The sequence below is a fragment of the Thiohalomonas denitrificans genome, from assembly GCF_016841685.1.
In the GTDB taxonomy this organism is placed as follows: Bacteria; Pseudomonadota; Gammaproteobacteria; order Thiohalomonadales; family Thiohalomonadaceae; genus Thiohalomonas; species Thiohalomonas denitrificans_A.
Genome location: NZ_JAENYR010000014.1, coordinates 33546 through 51278, shown reverse-complemented (window position 1 = coordinate 51278; position 17733 = coordinate 33546). Strand labels below are relative to the sequence as shown.

At 55.2% G+C, this 17733-nt stretch carries 13 protein-coding genes and 1 pseudogene; 1 reads left to right on the top strand and 13 read right to left on the bottom strand.

Annotated features, from left to right (window positions below; genetic code table 11):
- Window positions 1-2 precede the first annotated feature (2 nt).
- The 11 genes from Q7L05_RS04830 to Q7L05_RS04780 form a co-directional block, all read right to left on the bottom strand.
- The gene (locus Q7L05_RS04830) at window positions 3-1007 is read right to left on the bottom strand and encodes a hypothetical protein (RefSeq protein WP_303902792.1); all 1005 of its coding nucleotides are present in this window, start codon (window positions 1005-1007) and stop codon (window positions 3-5) included.
- A gap of 38 nt (window positions 1008-1045) precedes the next feature.
- Window positions 1046-4033: a cytochrome c3 family protein gene (locus Q7L05_RS04825; protein WP_303902757.1), complete on the bottom strand. Its 2988-nt coding sequence runs from the start codon at window positions 4031-4033 to the stop codon at window positions 1046-1048.
- A 14-nt stretch (window positions 4034-4047) separates the two neighbouring features.
- The gene (locus Q7L05_RS04820; protein ID WP_303902754.1) at window positions 4048-4887 is read right to left on the bottom strand and encodes an NHL repeat-containing protein; all 840 of its coding nucleotides are present in this window, start codon (window positions 4885-4887) and stop codon (window positions 4048-4050) included.
- Window positions 4888-4966: 79 nt separating this feature from the next.
- The gene (locus Q7L05_RS04815; protein ID WP_303902752.1) at window positions 4967-6028 is read right to left on the bottom strand and encodes a multiheme c-type cytochrome; all 1062 of its coding nucleotides are present in this window, start codon (window positions 6026-6028) and stop codon (window positions 4967-4969) included.
- 134 nt (window positions 6029-6162) lie between these two features.
- Window positions 6163-7143, bottom strand: coding sequence for a cytochrome b/b6 domain-containing protein (locus tag Q7L05_RS04810; protein WP_303902749.1), 981 nt, complete (start codon window positions 7141-7143; stop codon window positions 6163-6165).
- Between the two features lie 25 nt (window positions 7144-7168).
- Window positions 7169-8263 carry a multiheme c-type cytochrome gene (locus Q7L05_RS04805; RefSeq protein WP_303902746.1) on the bottom strand — a complete coding sequence of 365 codons (1095 nt, stop codon included), beginning with the start codon at window positions 8261-8263 and terminating at the stop codon, window positions 7169-7171.
- Window positions 8264-8391: 128 nt separating this feature from the next.
- The gene (locus Q7L05_RS04800; protein ID WP_303902743.1) at window positions 8392-9372 is read right to left on the bottom strand and encodes a hypothetical protein; all 981 of its coding nucleotides are present in this window, start codon (window positions 9370-9372) and stop codon (window positions 8392-8394) included.
- 13 nt (window positions 9373-9385) lie between these two features.
- Window positions 9386-10456 carry a beta-alanine-activating enzyme beta-propeller domain-containing protein gene (locus Q7L05_RS04795; protein ID WP_303902741.1) on the bottom strand — a complete coding sequence of 357 codons (1071 nt, stop codon included), beginning with the start codon at window positions 10454-10456 and terminating at the stop codon, window positions 9386-9388.
- A 2-nt stretch (window positions 10457-10458) separates the two neighbouring features.
- Complete coding sequence (locus Q7L05_RS04790) at window positions 10459-12168, bottom strand: hypothetical protein (protein WP_303902738.1); 1710 nt, start codon at window positions 12166-12168, stop codon at window positions 10459-10461.
- A gap of 184 nt (window positions 12169-12352) precedes the next feature.
- On the bottom strand, window positions 12353-13054 hold the full coding sequence (locus Q7L05_RS04785) for a cytochrome c3 family protein (RefSeq protein WP_303902735.1): 702 nt from the start codon (window positions 13052-13054) through the stop codon (window positions 12353-12355).
- Window positions 13055-13117: 63 nt separating this feature from the next.
- Window positions 13118-14173 (bottom strand): 6-bladed beta-propeller, encoded by a 1056-nt coding sequence (locus Q7L05_RS04780; RefSeq protein ID WP_303902732.1) that lies wholly within the window; start codon window positions 14171-14173, stop codon window positions 13118-13120.
- A gap of 418 nt (window positions 14174-14591) precedes the next feature.
- Between Q7L05_RS04780 and Q7L05_RS04775 the strand changes: the two genes are divergently transcribed.
- Entirely contained in the window at window positions 14592-16748 is a 2157-nt protein-coding gene (locus tag Q7L05_RS04775; RefSeq protein ID WP_303902729.1) for a diguanylate cyclase, read from the top strand.
- Window positions 16749-17081: 333 nt separating this feature from the next.
- On the opposite strand, the gene Q7L05_RS04770 is transcribed toward Q7L05_RS04775, so the two are convergent.
- Together Q7L05_RS04770 and Q7L05_RS04765 are read right to left on the bottom strand one after the other, a co-directional pair.
- The gene (locus Q7L05_RS04770) at window positions 17082-17303 is read right to left on the bottom strand and encodes an SHOCT domain-containing protein (RefSeq protein ID WP_303902726.1); all 222 of its coding nucleotides are present in this window, start codon (window positions 17301-17303) and stop codon (window positions 17082-17084) included.
- A 74-nt stretch (window positions 17304-17377) separates the two neighbouring features.
- Window positions 17378-17733 (bottom strand): annotated as a pseudogene (locus Q7L05_RS04765) (hypothetical protein); the annotation flags it as partial.

Genomic DNA, 17733 nt, shown 5'->3' with positions numbered 1-17733 from the left:
GCCTATTTCCCCTCCCCCACGTACTGGAAAACCTGCACGCGTTGGTTATAGGAGTCTGCGACCAGGATTCGTCCTCTATCGTCGATGTAGGCCCCTGTCGGCATCCAGAAATGGGCGTTGCTCTGTCCTGTTGTCCCGAAATAAATCAGCAGACGCCCCTGCCGATCGAATACCTGGACGTTATCAAAGCCGGCATCGGTGACGTAGACGTGCCCGTCACGATCGACGGCAACCCCCTTGGGTGAGACGAAATCGCCGCTGCCGTCACCGAATTGCCCGATGGTGTTGAGCGGCTCGCCCTCGGGCGACAGTACCTGGATGCGTGCGTTGAGTCCGTCGGTGACGTACAGGCGGCCCTCCGCGTCGATGCTCAGATAGCTGGGATACCGGAATTGGCCCGGTTCGGTTCCTTTATCGCCGATCACCTGTATCAGTTCGCCACTGTCGAGCCCATAAACCTTGATGTTGTGTTCGGGGGTATCGGTAACGTAAAGCCGGCCGCGTTTCGCATCCAGGGCCACCCCGGTTGGGCGTGCCAGCTCCTTCCCGCCGTAACGGCGCCGAACGTCACCGTCGCTGTCGAGCGCGAACACGGCGCGAAGTCCACTGTCCACGACATAGAGCGTGCCCTCTCCGTCACTGGCCAGGCCAAACGGAAAGGTCCATTGGTCATCCCCGACCCGTTCCCAGCGCTCGTAGTCACCATCCACTTCGTCGAAGACGTGAATGCATTTGGCCGCCGGGTCGGCCACATAAATGCGCCGTGTGTCTGCGGTCACCGCCATCGGTTTGCGCATCTCCTCTGTTACCGGGCCCCGCACAAATTCCCAAACACGGCGAAACCACCCCTTGTTTCGCCCGATATCTTCAGGAGTGGCGATCGAGTTCAGAAAACGAATACGGGTAGGCTGGGGGGCTGGCGGCCAGACCAGATTTTCCCCATCCGGATCGGGCGTCTCAGCGGCAGAGGCGATCGGTGCAGCCCAGGCCGCACTCAACAGGAGCATCGTCACGAGCCAGAATCTTTTCGAATGCATCATCGCACCTAGCGGAAAAGCCGGTGGGGAGCGCGAGACGACTCCCCGTGGAAATATTTATACCGAAACAGCGAATCCATGCCGTGACAGTTCGTGCACAATCCATAGGCACTCTTGCTGCGAAGGAAACTGTTACGGGCATCGCCCTCCCGGTTCTCGCCCGGCCCCTCCGCTTCGGCGGATACGCTCCAGCGATGGGGGTCATGGCAGGTGGGACAGGAGATCACGCCCTGGCGCACCACGTTGCCTTCGGCATCGTAAACCGGGAACGTGCCGCCGTGATCCTGACCGGGGCGTGGCCAACCACCCTCGGTCGAAACGGCCTTTACATCACCCGGATGCCTGGCGCGTCCGGGTTGTTTGTTGGCGGCCAGCTTGCCATGGGAATGGCAGCTGCGGCAGAGCTCTTCCATGGCGTCCTGCCCGGGACCCGGTGCTCTTGACCAGAGACGGTTCTCCAGGGTGGCATTGTGGGGTGTATGGCACTGGCTGCAGACGCCGTTGAATTCGACACTTTGGCCCTGAGCATTCCTGGCGTCGGGTGAGGTCACCGCCAAATCATGATCGGTGCCACGTACCCAGCGCTTGTCCCCGTGGCACTCGATGCAAAGTTCCGAGTCGATGGCGGTCGGCAGTCTCAGGAAACTGTTTCGACCGTTGCCTTCCACGTCGGCACTCGCTCCCGACTCATCCCGGGGTTCACCGGGACGCCACTGGTGCGGGTCGTGGCAGGTTGCACAACTGACACGTCCGTCATGCGCATCCCGCTCACCGGTATCCCGAAACAAGGGAAGTTGCGTGTCCAGGTCCGCCGACTCCATATCCACCCGCCAGGGATGACTGTGTTCGCCTACCTTTTTTCCTGCAGCTACCCCGCCTTCCTCATGGCATCCCAAACAGAGTTCCGCCATGGGATCGTTTTCGGAACGGATGATGCCTGCCCACATCTTTGCCCCGGAGCCATTGTGAGGCAGGTGGCAGGCTGCACACGCGTGGCTCTCACCGACCGTCTCCCTCTCGACGTTGGTCGCTTCGGGAGCGGTGATATTCAGGTTGTGTTTGGACAGGGTCACTTGTGCCTTGTCCGTATGGCAGTTTCGGCACAGAGAGGCCTCGCGGTCGTCGGGAATCCGCAGAAACCGTGCTTGCCGCTCCGACTCACCAGTAGTGTGGATGTGCGGGTCGTGGCAGGTCGCACAGGTGACGCGGCCGCCCTGTTCGGTTCGATCTCCCCCTTTGTCGAAAAGAGGCAGAACGATGAGCGGTGAGCGTTCAAACAGGTTCGTTACCCTGGCGATCCAACGTTCGGCGCTCGCCAGGATGCCGATGCGTTGAATCGGGGTGTCAATCGGATGGGTGTGCTCACCAATGGTTCGGGCCCCCGCGATCCCCTCCTCGCGGTGACAACTCAGACAGGTGGATGAAACCGGGTCGACCCCCTCTTCGGGATCCAGGGCCCACATGCGAGGTCCATTGCCGTTATGGACACGATGGCAGGAGTTACAGCTATTGGTCCATTGCGGCAGCAGCGCGGCGCGGTCCGGAAATTCTGTTGCGATCCGATTCGGATCGTGGGGCGAGCCGGCAAGCTTTTTCTTGTCCGAATGGCAACTCATGCAGAGTGCGCCATCTTCGGCATGGCGTACGCGAAGGAAGCGATTGCTGCCATTTCCGGCCTCGGTGCCGGAGCCGCGATCCTCGGGGTTCTGGGGATCCCAGCGGTGGGGGTCATGGCAACTGGGGCAAGACACCTTTCCCCCCTGCTCCTGTTGCACACCCGAAGCCGTATAGCCCGGTAGTACCAGCTGGTTATCGATTCGATTCATGTCCCGGCCGACCGGGTGGCTGTGCTGCCCAACCTGATGCTGTTCCGCCATTCCGTCGTCCTGGTGGCAACTGAGGCAGGTGGCGGCCACGGCATCGTCACTCTCCCCCGGCGGGCGCGCCCACATTTTGGGTCCCTGACCGCCGTGCGGTACATGACACTCGTCGCAAACCCCTTTTTGTCCGTCACCGGTTCCTGAGAGCGGAGTAAGATCGTGTTTGGTTTCGTAAATCGTTTTCTGTTCGGTATGGCACCTTATACAGAGAGAGGATTCATCGTTGCGGGAGACAAGGATCGAGGCATCTTTCTCGGCATGATGCGGACGATGGCATGTCTGACAGATGATCTCTCCCTCATCCCCCAACTTTGCCCCTTGTTCAAGCAGTGAACCGGGTATCTTTACCTTGTCGGAACGGATATTGACCGGGTGGTTCCCGGCCAGAGAGGCCTGTTCCCTGCTGTGCACATATCGATCGGAGTGACAGGTTCCGCAAAGCTGGGACTGATCGTTGTCCACCATCAACAGTTTGTCATCGGCGGCGCCGTGGATTCGGTGACAGGACTGACAGATCACATCGTCATCCGAACCAAATTTGGCTCCACCCTCTTTCAGGGCTTCCGGTAATGCGTCGAGGGGTTTATAAACCGGATGATTTCCTTCCGCAGGTCCGGTACTACGATCAAGGTGGCAGGCGAGGCAGAGACTCGAATCTCTGTTTTGAACGCGAAGGAACAGGGGTGAAAACGTCTCCTCCCAGTCGATGCCGTGGGCGCTATGGCAGGTTCCGCAGTAAATTTTCCCGTCTTCATTCAGGGGAAAGATATCCTTGCCGTCCTTTTTAGGTATCTTGATATTCGCTGGAGGCTCTACTCCTACCGGATGAAAATGCTCCCGGTTTTCCCAGGCGAAGCGCGAATCCATGACATAGCCGTCGTGGCACGAAAAGCACATGCGCTCCGTCGAGACGACATCCTGCTTTCCCGTGTCGACCACCGGTAGTGGCTCATAGGGAATTAGCGTCGGAGCATCTTCTTTCTTGAATTCGTTGAGCCACATCACATGGCAGATCGAGCACTCGCGCTTGGGGGAAATATCCCTCGCCGCCTCCGACGCGAACGAGGTTGTTATCAGTGCAAAAAGCAATAGCCAGCAAGCCGCCGTCGGATTCATGGGGCGTTCTACCATCACTGCAATTGCCGGACAGAGACTCTGTGGGCCAGCATTTCACAGACATAGAGCCGGTTTGCGGAATCGATAGCAAGCCCGGTGGGTGCTGTAAATTGTTGAATGGTTCCGCTCTTGCCGATCACATGGTCGAATTTGTATCCACTGCCGTAGACCTGCACCAGATCCATATAGCTATCGGAAACGTAGGCCCTGCCATTTTCATCGACAGCGACCCCTTTGGGACGAAAGAGTTGTCCGGGGCTTACGCCCCAATCACCGATTTGGTATCGAAACTTTCCCTTTTCATCAAAGATTTGCACCCGGGTGTTTAGCACGTCCACCACATAGACCAGTCCTTTGTTAACGACGATGGTCGCGGGGTAGCGAAACTCTCCCTGGCTTATGCCTTCGTTTCCCCAAGAGGTGATTGGCCTACCGTCAGGGTTCAGTTTGAAGACCTTGTGCCGGGTGTTTGCCGTCATGAATAGAGCCCCCCCTTTTCCGACCGCTACGTCAGCTGGCCGAATCGGTCCATCCCTGTCCTCCAATGGCAGCGCGGCTATGAATTTTCCCTCACGAGAAAAGACCTGTATGCGAAAATTGCCGGCATCTGCCACATATACATTGCCATCCTGATCGATCCCGAGCCCCAACGGCCCCTGTAGCTCCCCTTCCGAATTGCCGGGTTTCCCGACGGTGAACAGAAACAGGCCATCGGAATCGAAGGCAACGAGCCGATGATTCCCACTGTCGACCACCCATACCCGGCCAAGCGGGCCGATTTCGACATCCGATGGCAGGGAGAGGGGACCCTCCTTCGTTTGTTCCAGATGCAACTGCAATTCGGCTGATTGCATCGGGATTTCCATGGCAACGGTCTCGCTCCTCAGGGTGGCCAGTCCGAACGCCAGAACACATCCCCAAATGCATCTGACCCTATTCGTTGTCATAGGCGTCTCGCCACCAGGCCCGCGGGTCCTCTTTCATATCGGATGTGGGACTTGGAACGTAGACCCGTTTTCCTACCAGAGTCTCACGGGTTGCATCGTCGGTATCGTCGTGAAAAATAGTCGGGATATAAAAGTTCTTATATTTCTGAACGATCCCGACGATATTGAGATTAGTCAGCGAGGAGATCCGCTTGTCGGAGAAGCCCAGCGCACGGAACGGCACATAGCTCTCTTTTTCAGAGGTGTGGCAGCGCGTGCAGAACCGTCCCCTTGGATTGACCAGGCTGTGAAACCTTTTCTTTATCACGCTCTGCTGCTTCAAAGAAAGGTCAATTCGTACCTGGAGAAACTCCTTGGCTTGTTCTGATTCTTCAGTGACTTCCAAAAGGGCTTCCTTCCCGTCCGGCATAATCCGGTAAGGCACGATTTTCGAAAAATAGTCATCCGTCTCCACCAATGAGCCGGTCCTGGGTTCCACATCGGTGCCGAACGGTGGACCGGATACCGGGATTCCGGAGTAGTTCAGCCACCGTAGCCGAAGTTGTCCTTCAGGGACTTTTTCAGCGTCCGCATGGCAGGTTAAGCATCCGACAAATTGCGTGTGCATGTTTAGAAGTGTGCGCACCATCGGCTTGGCAGAATGTGGAAATTCACCGTGGCAGGAGTAGCAGACGGGTTGCACACCTTTCGAATAGGGGGCCTCGACGGGTGAATTGTGAAAGTGCCGAATGGTTTCGTCCAGTTCTTGCTTATCGAGCGTTTCGAAAAGGCTCTTCTCTTCAGTGGGAGGCTCCCACTTTTCCCGTGCGATACGATAAACAGAGCTGGCGGCCAGAGTAATGATAATGATCCAGAGGAAAACCGAGACCAGCCAGGCCCAGATTGGGTGGTTCTGCCGAATCCCTGCGATTGAAAACGCATCGGTTTTTAATTTGCCAGGAATTTTCGCCTTCTGGTCAATAACGGCCAGTACGGCGATGGCAAACAACACAAATAGTATCACCGCAAGGGCGATGAAAATCTCATTGATTTGAACCAGGTTATCCATTTTTTTGGCCTCAATCGATCGGTTTCGTAAGTAGCAGCCAGATGACGAAGCCGCCAAAGACCGTCCACAAAAGGACCATGCCAAGTGCTGAGTAGGCGAGGAGCTTCTGCCCCCGAGTCAACGCTTTCTGCATATCAAGTCTCCAGCAGTTCCGGTTCCGATTGTCCTTCGGTCACCTCCGATTCAGCTATGCCATCCCGGATTAAATCGGGATCCAGAGCAAGGCCTCGTTCAACGATCATGGCTCTGATAATCCGCCGCTCTTCGGGCATTTCCACCAGGCAGCGCAAATACTCGTGAAAGTGTTCCTCGATCTGGTGCTCGCGTGTGATTTTTCCGGTCAGGAAGGTCCATTGCATTGGAAAACGGCCGGGAGAGAGATGCACGTTATACCAATGCCAAAAGGCAATGACGAGAAGTGCCAGTAGCGCCTCATGAGGGTGGGAAAGCCGCATCATTTCCTGAAAGTGAGAGGCATATTCAGCTGGCAGAATACTTGCCCACATCTCAGGAAACAGAAAGCTTGATCCGGAAACCACCATTACCATGTTTCCGAATGCAGCAGCGAAATAGTGGATTTTCTGTTTATACATGAACTTGTCCATTTCCGGACGTTCGGGGCGCTGTCCCGCGAAATAGAGCATGTCGTCGCGAAAATCGCGAATGTCCTTGAAAGTCGGAATGATCGTCCTTCGAATGGAGAATCGACGCTCGGAAATCCGACGCATGGACCCGAAGGCAAGGGTGAATACGTGATACACCATCGACAGCACCATTATGACTGCGAGTGTCCGGTGGATGATGCGTGTGACCGGAAGACCGCCAAGCAGGTCGTTAAACGGCTGAGCCCAGAATGCGTCGTGGTAATGGATGGGAAGCCCGGTAAATGCCAGCAACAAGAAGGTCGTGAAGGTCAGCAAATGCTGGACCCGGATATGGAACGAATAGCGTGGCAAATCCCCGATGGGATTTGACTCCACATTCCGGTAAAGCTCTTTCCTGTCGTGCGGAAGCATGGCAACGACTTCTTCGATATCGCCTGCCTCTTTCTGCGAAGTGTGATTCTGGCGCATGGCTGTGTTCAGAACAGAGCGCGCTTCAGCAGTTAAATTCATAGGTCGTTTTTCCCCTGGTTCTTTCTTAGAAACGACGACGACGACGCCAGGAAGTGCCGTTCATGAAACGCCAGCTTGCCCCATCACGGCGGCGTCCAACGGTTTCAAAAAGCGCCATCCCGACCAGACCCACCAAAGCCACGTTGCCGACGATGTTATAGAGGAGTTCGGCATAGTGATTGAATGCGTTATCTTCCTTGTTATTGCTTGGATGCGGATCCAGGGCGGCATAGTTGGCGTCAGCGGTCTCATGGCAACGTTTGCAGGTCTTTACGCGATTGTCCTTGTGAACGGGGGACTCGGGATCACTGGAAGGCCGCAATTCGTGCACGCTCATGTAATAGTTTTTGGCCGAGGCGTGGCAATCCAGACAGTTGGCGGCATCAGTACTGCCATATTTCGTCACCTTGCCGTGAAAACTGTCCTGGTAGGATTCAACAGCGATCGGGAATTTCTTACCCAACTCGCGACCCTCTTTCTCAGCGGCCTTTCTGTGGCGTGTGACCATCTCTTCGTCGCCGTGACAGGTACTGCACAGTGCAACAATTTCCTGGGAAGAGCGCTTCACCTCTCGGATTCGGCGGCTGGTGTGGCTGTACCATTTGTTGGCAAATTTCTCGTCCTCGTGGCAAACCACGCAGCGATCGACAATATGTTTGGGAGGTGTCTCTTCAGACTCGTTATAAAGAGGATTGGTATGACAGGTGATGCAATAAGGCTTGTCTGCATCGCTCCGGTCATCTTCGACCTTTTCGCGTGAGTGCACGCTCTCTTTGAACGCGTTGTAGATGGGTTTATGGCTAAAGGGTTGTCCCGTCGACGGGTTTTGTACGGAATGGCATTCGCTGTCACAGCGCACCCCCTCCTCCACCGGTTTGTGGGGAAGCTGTTTGATATAGGAGTGGCAATCTCGGCAAGGAACATTGCGATGCACCGTGCGTGAAAAGGTATTCGGGACCACGTAATAGGACTTTTGAATACCTTCGTCTGTGATTCGGCCCATCTTCGGGTATTTGTGGCACATCAGGCAGGCTTCATCATCTTCGAAGGCCCCAGCCAAAATCGGCCAGAGCAGAAGTGTCGGAAGTAATGCCATCCAGTACCTTGCCCCATTGCTCATCAGAACCCCCCTTTAATTTTTAATAAGTTTGCGCATTACAATTTACTTATTTATTAACTTTATGGCTTTTACAAAAAATCTTATAACAAGCCAGGCTAACAACCAATACCCAGCCGGGGGTATTACGTTTACTTGTCATGGCAGGCATCACATATTTCATGTTGTCCCCGGCGCAGACGCCTGACGCCATCAGCCCCTTTATCAGCGCGATGCAGATACTGAACTCCTCGTTCGTGAGGGTTATGGCAGGTTGCGCAAAACACCCGTCCGGTTGCAGGCTCGAGCGGCATGGCAATGTTGTTTTGCTTTTCATGTTGTTCCAGATTGCGGCGAATTTCCTCGGTCGGAACGACCAAATGGTTAGGTCCTTTTCCGTTTGTGGAACCCGAGGCGAAACTGGCCCATCCTCCACCCGGATGCGGTTGCCAGGGATGGCAGCCGGTGCACAACTGTTCGAGTTTATCCACCAGATTGAACTGCACATCATGGATACCTTTGGCATGGCTGCGTTCCGGCATCACGCTGTGGCACACATAGCAGCGTTCGAGGTCCAGTTCACCTTGATCATTAATCTGATCATGGGGGTTGTAACGTTCGTACTTTTTGGGGTTGTGGCAGTTGAAGCAGAGGTCGGTCCTTTCCTGATAGGGGCCGCCACGAAAGAAACGTGGATTCAAGTTGCCCTCGTCACGCCGGCTGGTATCACACTGCATCGGCAAGTCATGGCAGGTGATGCAGGTCACTCGATTACCCCCTCTCGTTATCGCCTCTTTAAAATCGGGCGGCATGCGTGACAAAAAATCGGAATGGGCCTTCATTCCGACCGGATGGATATAGTCACCAACAGCGGCTGTGCTATGGCAGCTGTTGCACAACCGATTGATATCATCGGTGCGCAACGCCGGTGCTCCTTCCTCTCCTCCCTGGTGACAGGCTGGACAGCCCTCCTCTCGCCAGTGCGGGTTGGGGACTTGCGCCGGATCCAGCTCGCTGCTGTCCAGAAGGACTCTCACCCGTTCAGGATCGTTGAGCAGATCCTCCTCGGCGGCCCAAAGCCCGCCCGGATGAATCGCCCAAAAACCGGTAACGACGAGAATCAATAGCCGCATGCCACTGCTTTTCCTAACGAAGGTCGAGTTTGAAAACGCGGCCGTCCCGGCTCGCTATGAATACACCCTCTCTGGTCACCACCGGTTTCGCGAAAAGCTCCGCCCCCAGGTCAACCGTCGATAAAAGGCTCCTTTTGTCGAGATCCAAAATCAGTAAGCGACCGTCGAAGCTGCCGATGATTGCCCTTTCATCATCGATGCGGACCGGTGCATGCCTGAAACCCGCCGCCAGTGGCTTCGACCAGGCAATGCGCCCGGAAGCCGGTTCCAGGGCATACAGTATTCCCGTGCGCGAGCCGATATAGAGGTGATCCCGATGCGGCAACGGTGTGCCTTGGGGCCAGTCGTTGAGCTCTGTACGCCACTCGACTGATCCATCGGCGGCATCGAGGCGGTAAATGGAGCGGTCATAAGCGCCCACTATCAGTGAGTCATCCAGTCGCAAAACCCGGTCATAGATCGCCGACCTCAGTTGGCTTCGCCAATGCCGAACGCCAGTGTTTTTATCCAGTGCATACAAAAGGCCGTTTTTGACCCCTATATAGAGCCATTGATCATCCAGCTCCGGCGCTGCATAGAGGCCGTCATATTTATAGCCTTCAACCGGGACCCGCCACTCGAGATTCCCGCTGTCGGCTGCCAGTGCGTAGACGTTCAGATCATGTGCGCCAAAATAGACCCGTTCCGAATCGGCCACCGGTGCGGAGAGAATCGGCCCCCCGGCAGTAAAGCTCCAACGAGATGCCCCAGTCGATGCATCCAGTGCGACCAACCGCCCCGACTTGGTCGCGATCAAGAGAAAGCTTTGGTAGAGACACGCTGCAACGGAAACAGAACCTTCCACTCGGGTCTGCCAGAGCAGCTGACCATTCCTGGTACTCAGTGCCGAAACCACGCCCTGCTGATCAGCCAGATAAATGACGCCCTGGCTTACTATCGGTGGAACAACTATTTCGGTGTTGAGATTTTTGATCCAAAGCACTGCCCGCTCGGGATTCTGATTCGCATGCACCCATTCACTTCCCGGAAAAGGAAGGTTGAAAAAAAACAGCGTGGCCACGGTTATGAAGCAACGTGTATGCATGACTAGAAGCGAATCCCGAAATGCCGCCGTAGATAGAACATGATCGACTGCTCGTCCAATGAACTGCCAAAGTCCGTGTTCTCATCATCGTATTCACGATACCGATAGACGGCCCGGGTCTCCCATCGCCCGACTGGATAGACGACACTGGCCTCTGCCCGGAGATTGGTACGTTCCACATCCAGACGCACTTCCTTTTCAAAATGAACCGAACCGTTAAACCGGAGACGACGGAACTGTCTCGGAGAGAGGCCTACGCGCCCCTGGACAAAACTCCGCTCCACCGCCGAATCACCACTCTCGGTTTTCGTATGGCCCAGCCCCAGCGAAAAGGTGTTGCCGGCTCCGAGTCGATGGTTCCAGTCCGCCTTGTAGCGAAGGTCTTCGGTTTTTTGCCGGATCAAAAGGTAGTCGCTTTTGTAGTGGCGCCAGTCGGCCGTGAAACGCAGTTGATCGGAAGGTCCGAGTCGACTTGTGGCCAAGTAGTGGATAGTGTGTTCGCGATTGCTGTGCTCGCCCTCTTCCGTTCTCACCCGATAATCGATGGCATCCTCCCACCAAACATTTGTCCGGCGGGATAGACCCAGGTTGGCCGTCTGTGCCGTCGTATCCCCTCGCCCATCGGAATCGTTGCTCTCCAGTTCCGAGCCATATTCCGCGCTATAGCCGGCCCGCACGCCGATGGATTCGAAGTGCCGGTTGTAGCGAACCCCCGCCTCGAGTTGGGCGAACAGGTCTTCAGCATGGGTGGTTTCACTTCGGTAATCGCCGCCATTGAGACCCACATCGGTTTCTAGCTCCCAGTGGGGAGCGATGTTGTAAACGACTCCTCCGCGCAAGTCATACCGATTGGACTCCGAGGTGTTGCTGTCGCTACGGCTCAGGGCCAGTGAATAGTGTTGACGAAGCAGCTCGGATGATTGCATTCGGAGGCTGGAGCTGGCATTCATGAAGCTGCTTTCGATCTGTAGGGGTATCCCTTCGTCGCTGTTCGACCAAACGTCTTCCCGGTCGTAATATTTGATACTGCTTATCAGGCTCGTGGTTTTGCCAAACTCGGTTCGGTCGTAGGCATACCAATCTCGCTGCCGAGCGGCGGTACCCAACACGCTATCTTCGGAATCGATTTCCCGAAACCCGTAGGTGATGTTGGAATGGCTGCCGCTTTCCCGCTTAATCTGGCGCTTTCCCTCGAATTCAACGATCTCCCGTGTTTCATCCCTGTCGACCTCGGAGCTTTCGGATTGCGACTCGATCACCTCGAAACGCGCTTTGATATTGCCCAATAGCTGGCGCTGAAAACCCCAGCCCAAGCCATAGCGTTCCGTGGTCAGGTCGTAGGAGGGTGAACTAAAATTCGCCACGCTGTTTTTCCTTCGATGGGCAAAGATATTCAGTGGGTGATCACGATTCCCGAACCAGGTGGTTTCCAGGTGGTAACCGACCGCCTGGCGATCGGTGTCTTCGCCTGAGGTCTCGGTATCGATGTCAGTCACCGTCACTCCGGTACTGAACGAAAGAAACCGCGGGTCCCAGATAAAGCCCGCCATATCGATGGCGGCTTCCTTTTCCAGTTCACGGCGCGATATCTCCGAACCATTCAGCGTGCGGGTATAGTCTTCCTGATTGATGCCCAGAGAGCCGCCGAGAGTGAAACGGCCTTTGGTATAATCGCCGAGAAACGCAGCTCTGATGGCGAACGGAAACAGCATCGTTAAGACGAGTAGGACTCTCCCGAGCCGCATCTTGGCTGGAACCCCTTGCAAAAGCGGCACCCCCATTTTGGATTCGGGTGGCGAGTGCCTGGCAAAAACGGAAGATCAGACCGCTGAAGCGGTTCTTTTTCTGAGCAGCATCAGAATGACCCGGTGGCGCGGCGCGCCACCGGGCGGGTGTCTACTTGGTGTGACACTCCTTGCAAAGGCCGCTTCCGTCCATACTGGCACGCAGGAAGGTCGGATTGGTGGTGTCGTGCGGGTCGTGACAGGAGGCGCACTGGAGTTTGCTGTTGAACAGTTTGGCGTTGGTCAGTCCCGATCCAACGGCATCGGTCGGGTCGACAAGCGAACCGTCAGTGGTGGCCAGTGTCGTGTCGTAGGTGAAATTGACCGGGTGGTCGTCACCCAGGTTGGTCCCCAGATTGGCGGACGAGAGGGCCGGCATTACGTCGCCTGCATCCGTCCCTACCATCGTGGTCGTCGGCCAGGTATTGGAGTTGTTTTCGAAGGAGTTGATGGCGATGGTACCATCGTGGCACGACATGCAGAGATTGCTCACCGTGGCGGTCGTTTCATCCGCGCCACCAATCTCCGCGATATCGGTTCCATCGAAGGTCGGGCTACCATAAACCCCATAGGTTTGGGTGGAGAGTTCATGGTTCCAGAGTGGAATGGAATCGTTCTTCAGGGCGTTATGCGGGGTGTGACAGAAGACGCAGATCTCCTGCTGGTCACTGGAATAGATAGTGTTTGTCCCCGAAGTCCCCATCGACAGGTCGTGCGCGGAGCCGGTGATCTCCGCCAGTGCGCAATTACCGGCCGTCAGCATCACACCCACGAGACCGACGGTTAACCATAATACTTTCTTTTTTAACGCCATAATGGCACCTCCCCCTATTCTTTTATATTCAATCCGCGACCACCGGTCGCGGGGCAACAGCTCCTAAGTTGTCTCCTTGTTTTTATCCGCGGAGGGTTCATCCCTGCCCCTCTCCTTATCTCCCAGGTACTGGAAGATCTGCAGCCGGGCATTGGCGGAGTCGACTACATAGATCCGGTCGTTTGAATCGATGTAGATCCCGGTGGGGCGCCAAAACTGTCCCGGGCCTCTGCCCGTGCCCCCCACAAACAGCAAAATCTTTCCGTCGGAATCGAAGATCTGGAAGTTATTGAAGGCGGCATCCGCGAGGTACACATGCCCTTTGCTATCCAGCCCGACACCCTTTGGCCGCGCCATGCTGCCCACGCTGTCGCCAAGTTGTCCAAAGTCGCGCTGGTATTCGCCGTCGGGACCGAACACCTGCACCCGAAAGTTGCCGGTGTCGACAACGTAGAGGTTACCTTCGTTATCAACCGCCAGATTGACCGGATAATTGAATCGACCGGGTGCATCCCCCCTTTCGCCGATCTCCCGCACCCACTCGCCATTGAAGTCGTAAACGACGATGCGATGGCGTTTGGTGTCGCTGACATAGATGCGTTCCCGCGTCTCATCGAGTGCCAACCCTGTGGGCCTTTGGAGTTGCCCACTGCCGCCCAGCGACAGCAGTGTTCGTCCCTCGGGGGAGTAGACGTTGAGCTTGGCGTGTACCGAGTCGGTGACGTAGACCCGACCGCGGCTGTCCGTTCTCACTTCGATGGGTGATATCAGACCACCCCGGGCATCAGTCTTGAACCGTTGCAGCTTTTTTGCCTCCAGGTCGAAGACCATCAGTGCGCGCAATTCGGTATCCGTTACGTAAATGCGTTTGCCATCGGGGCTGGCCGTGACGCCGTAGGGTTTGCGAAGCCCGGGTACCTGGTCAGCAGTACCGAGTAGTTTTGCCTTGAAATCCGTTCCGCTCAGGTCTTTCTGACTATGGTATTGAGCGACGAAACGGACGCGAGGGTCCTCGGGAGGGGCAGGCCATACCAGACCGCTGGTATCCGCCTGTGGGGTAGGCGACGACGCACAGCCTGCCATGAGAACGGCAGTAACCACCGCGCCGACAAGAATCATAGGGTCATGATGCTTTACCGATCGTTTATGCATTGTGTTAGGCAACAAATGATGATTTTTAGAATTTATCCAATATTCGATTGCCCCTGCCTGCTTTCGTCTCTTTTTGAAGGACTATTTGATGGGGCAATCGATGAACACATCACGTAAAGAGATGCTAGGCGCCAGATTATGGGCCTATAAAATATTTTGTCAAACCCATAATTATTCTTTATTGTTTGCTTATATTATTATATTAACTGGCTCGATTTTTGTTTGAGATTTTTTTTAAAAAAAGTCCAGCTTTTACTTTTCATACACTCTAAGAATTGTTCCATCTCATCGTTTGGATGGCTAATCCGTGAGCATGTATTTTCTAGTCAGTGTTTCTAAACAGGTTTAAACTCACAACTACTAAAACAAAGTTAAGGCTCGATGGATGCATGCCTTTCGACTGAAGTTCGGTATCGGAACCAAAACCCTGATAGCCCTCTCGCTCGTCTTCTGGTTACCTGTTTCAGCGCTTGCTCTTCTTCTGACGCACTTTTTCGGAGCGGTTCTGGAAGACGAAGTTGCCAGTCGGGCAAACGTGCACTTCAAGGGAGCCGTCACTATTTTTGAGAAACGCACGGAGATGCTGGAGAAAATGCTTTCGCAATACGCCCATCGTCCAGAGGTCAAGACTGCGATGGCCGGCGTTAACTCCGGTGAACTACAGAATTTGCTCCTGGAGTTCGGGAAGCGGAATCCCCATGTCGCCCTTCTGGCCGCAGTGGACTCGAATCAGAAAGTGCTGGGCCGACGTAACGGGCAGAGCGGCGACACGATGACACTGGGGAACGTACTGTCGAATGCCTTGATGAGTGGAGAACCGCACAGTGCCAACGAACTGGTCAGTGTTGACCTGTTGGTCCGTGAAGATGCGGAGCTTACCAATGCCATTAAAGAGCCAGCTATCGTGCGCTATGCAATTGCCCCTGTACACAATGGCGAAGAGGTTATCGGCGCTCTTGTGGCAGGGATTTTGCTGAGTGGGGATTCCTGGTTGGGCAATACGATCTACAGCCGATTCGGGGTGGAGTTTGCCCTTTTTGCCGGCAATCCGCGGGAAGCGTTCCAGTTGCATGCGACCACTTCCATGCCCAGAAACATTTGGGCATGGGGGCAGGTGATGCCGACCGAGCTTAAGGAGAAGATTGAACTTGGAAAACCGTTCAGGTCTGAGTTGAACATTGCCGGGATCAGGATTACAGCGGCCTTCGAGCCTATCAGTGATAGCCATAATCGGATCATCGGTGCGATTGGAATCGGAACCCCCTTGATGGACGCCGGTTCTGCGGTGACCAATTTGATAGCCAAGGCCATCGGCATTACTTCGGTTATCGGTTTGGTAGTGGCGCTCGTCTCGGTTTTTTTCGTTCGCCACGACATCACCTATCCCCTGGGAGTCCTCAATAAGGCCATGCATCGATTCGGAGGTGGCGAACTGGATACCCGGGTCAATCTGGAAACCGGCGATCAGCTGGAAGATTTGGGGGAAATGTTCAATAAAATGGCGGATGGCATATGCAGGCGAGAGCGTCGATTCAAGAAACATAACGAAGTTTCCAAGCTCTTTATGTCGACTATGGATATGGATCACCTATTGGATCAGACCCTTCGAATTGTGGTTGCGGTGACGGATTCTCAGCTGGGTGTGCTCTACCTCTGGAACAAGGAAAACAGAGTTTTCGAACCCAGGGCGCAGTATGGAACAACCACCGACCTCGAGACCTTCAAGGAAGGTGAGGGTTATGTCGGCCGGGCAGCCAAGGATGCCGCTACCCTGGTGCTCAAGTTCACGGAAGATACGGAGATACTGGGTGTTAATGTGGGCTTTCTAACAGCGGTTCCGGAAGAGGTGGCTCATATCCCGCTCATTTACCAAGATCAGGTATTGGGAGTGCTGGTCCTGGGAAGCTTGAGGGCATTCAGTCAGGACGAATGGCAATTGTTCGATTACTTGGCAGACCAGATTTCCCTGGCGTTGGACAATGCGTTGATGCATCAGAAAATTCATGAACTGTCGATCAAGGACAGCTTGACCGGGCTTCATAACCGCCGGTCTCTCAATAGCCGGCTTGAGCAGGAGTGGGCGCGTAGCGTGCGCCACAACACACCGATATCGATACTGCTGGCCGATATCGATGACTTTAAAAGTATCAATGACAATTATGGGCATGAGTTCGGTGACGAGGTTCTATGTCGCGTCGCTGAAATATTCAGTGAAAACGCTCGTAAAGAGGATGTGGTTGCACGCTATGGAGGGGAGGAAATCGTTGTGCTCTTGGCGGAAACGAACGGTCAAGAGGCCCGGAGGACAGCAGACCGTATCTGCGGACAGGCTCGCGAGATCCGATATCCGGGGATGGACCGGCAGGCCACCCTTAGTATTGGTGTGGCCAGTTTTCCAGAATGCCTCTTCGATGATTTCGAGGAATTGATACTGGCCGCCGACCAAGCCATGTATCAAGCAAAGACTTCCGGAAAAAACAGGGTCGAAGTCTTCGCCGTTTCTTCCAATACCCCCGGTAAAGATTCGGATCAGTTCGGATAAGAAATCTTCTGCTGGAAAGGTAATCGTTCAGATATTTTCGGCTTCCTTCTATGAATTTCCCCCGAGACCCAAGGCTATTCTGTCTGAAGGGAGCAGAATTTGGCGATAAAGCCTCTTCCGGCATGCGACACTCTGCTGTACCGGTATTGTGTCTGTATTCCGACAGGGGAGCCTCGTCGCGTCAGAAAAAAAAGGGTGGTCTTGGGGAGACCACCCGGCAAGGTCCAGCTTTGATGGTTAGGCACTATTAAAAATAGCAGCCATTCCCGGAAATGCCAGCACGGATGGTCGAATTTTTCGAGCTATGCGCCTGGCTGCCCTTCGGCAGGCGACCTACTCCAGTTCGCGTCTCATCTTTTCGAATTCCTCCTTGCTGATCTCCCCACGTGCATAGCGCTCTTTCAGGATGTCGATGGCGGCATTGCGACTGGTCCCCGCCAGCAGAAATTTGATGACGGCGATAATGCCGAGGATCACCAGAACCCAGAACAGCACCATCAAAAGCCAGCCCGGCCAGAAACCACCGTCGTAACCGTGCATGTTATCCCACCACATAGCTTCTCCTCTCCCGACTCTTGCAGGAGGCCGGCCCCGGAAATCGGGACCGGCTTCTGGATTATCTCGAGATACTACTGGTTATCTGCTGTGCCCGTATCACCCTCGCCCGGTGCTGTCGTTCCCGGGGCCATACCCGGCCCCGTCATGCCGGGATTCATCATACCGGGACCCATCTGCCGGCCGTAGCCCGGACCCATCTGCCGGCCGTAGCCCGGACCCATCTGCCCGCCGTAGCCGGGGCCCATCTGTTGGCCGTAGCCCGGACCCATCTGTCCGCCGTAGCCCGGACCCATCTGCCCGCCGTAGCCGGGGCCCATCTGTCCGCCGTAGCCCGGACCCATCATGCCCGGACCCATCATACCGGGACCCATTCCCATTCCCATGCCGGGGCCCATTCCCATGCCGGGACCCATTCCCATGCCGGGGC

What these genes read in the sequence shown, in the direction of transcription:
- Q7L05_RS04830 (WP_303902792.1), bottom strand. Translation starts at nt 1,007, where the DNA reads ATGCTCCTGTTGAGTGCGGCCTGGGCTGCACCGATCGCCTCTGCCGCT.
- Q7L05_RS04825 (WP_303902757.1), bottom strand. Translation starts at nt 4,033, where the DNA reads ATGAATCCGACGGCGGCTTGCTGGCTATTGCTTTTTGCACTGATAACA.
- Q7L05_RS04820 (WP_303902754.1), bottom strand. Translation starts at nt 4,887, where the DNA reads ATGCAATCAGCCGAATTGCAGTTGCATCTGGAACAAACGAAGGAGGGT.
- Q7L05_RS04815 (WP_303902752.1), bottom strand. Translation starts at nt 6,028, where the DNA reads ATGGATAACCTGGTTCAAATCAATGAGATTTTCATCGCCCTTGCGGTG.
- Q7L05_RS04810 (WP_303902749.1), bottom strand. Translation starts at nt 7,143, where the DNA reads ATGAATTTAACTGCTGAAGCGCGCTCTGTTCTGAACACAGCCATGCGC.
- Q7L05_RS04805 (WP_303902746.1), bottom strand. Translation starts at nt 8,263, where the DNA reads ATGAGCAATGGGGCAAGGTACTGGATGGCATTACTTCCGACACTTCTG.
- Q7L05_RS04800 (WP_303902743.1), bottom strand. Translation starts at nt 9,372, where the DNA reads ATGCGGCTATTGATTCTCGTCGTTACCGGTTTTTGGGCGATTCATCCG.
- Q7L05_RS04795 (WP_303902741.1), bottom strand. Translation starts at nt 10,456, where the DNA reads ATGCATACACGTTGCTTCATAACCGTGGCCACGCTGTTTTTTTTCAAC.
- Q7L05_RS04790 (WP_303902738.1), bottom strand. Translation starts at nt 12,168, where the DNA reads ATGCTGTTTCCGTTCGCCATCAGAGCTGCGTTTCTCGGCGATTATACC.
- Q7L05_RS04785 (WP_303902735.1), bottom strand. Translation starts at nt 13,054, where the DNA reads ATGGCGTTAAAAAAGAAAGTATTATGGTTAACCGTCGGTCTCGTGGGT.
- Q7L05_RS04780 (WP_303902732.1), bottom strand. Translation starts at nt 14,173, where the DNA reads ATGATTCTTGTCGGCGCGGTGGTTACTGCCGTTCTCATGGCAGGCTGT.
- Q7L05_RS04775 (WP_303902729.1), top strand. Translation starts at nt 14,592, where the DNA reads ATGCATGCCTTTCGACTGAAGTTCGGTATCGGAACCAAAACCCTGATA.
- Q7L05_RS04770 (WP_303902726.1), bottom strand. Translation starts at nt 17,303, where the DNA reads ATGTGGTGGGATAACATGCACGGTTACGACGGTGGTTTCTGGCCGGGC.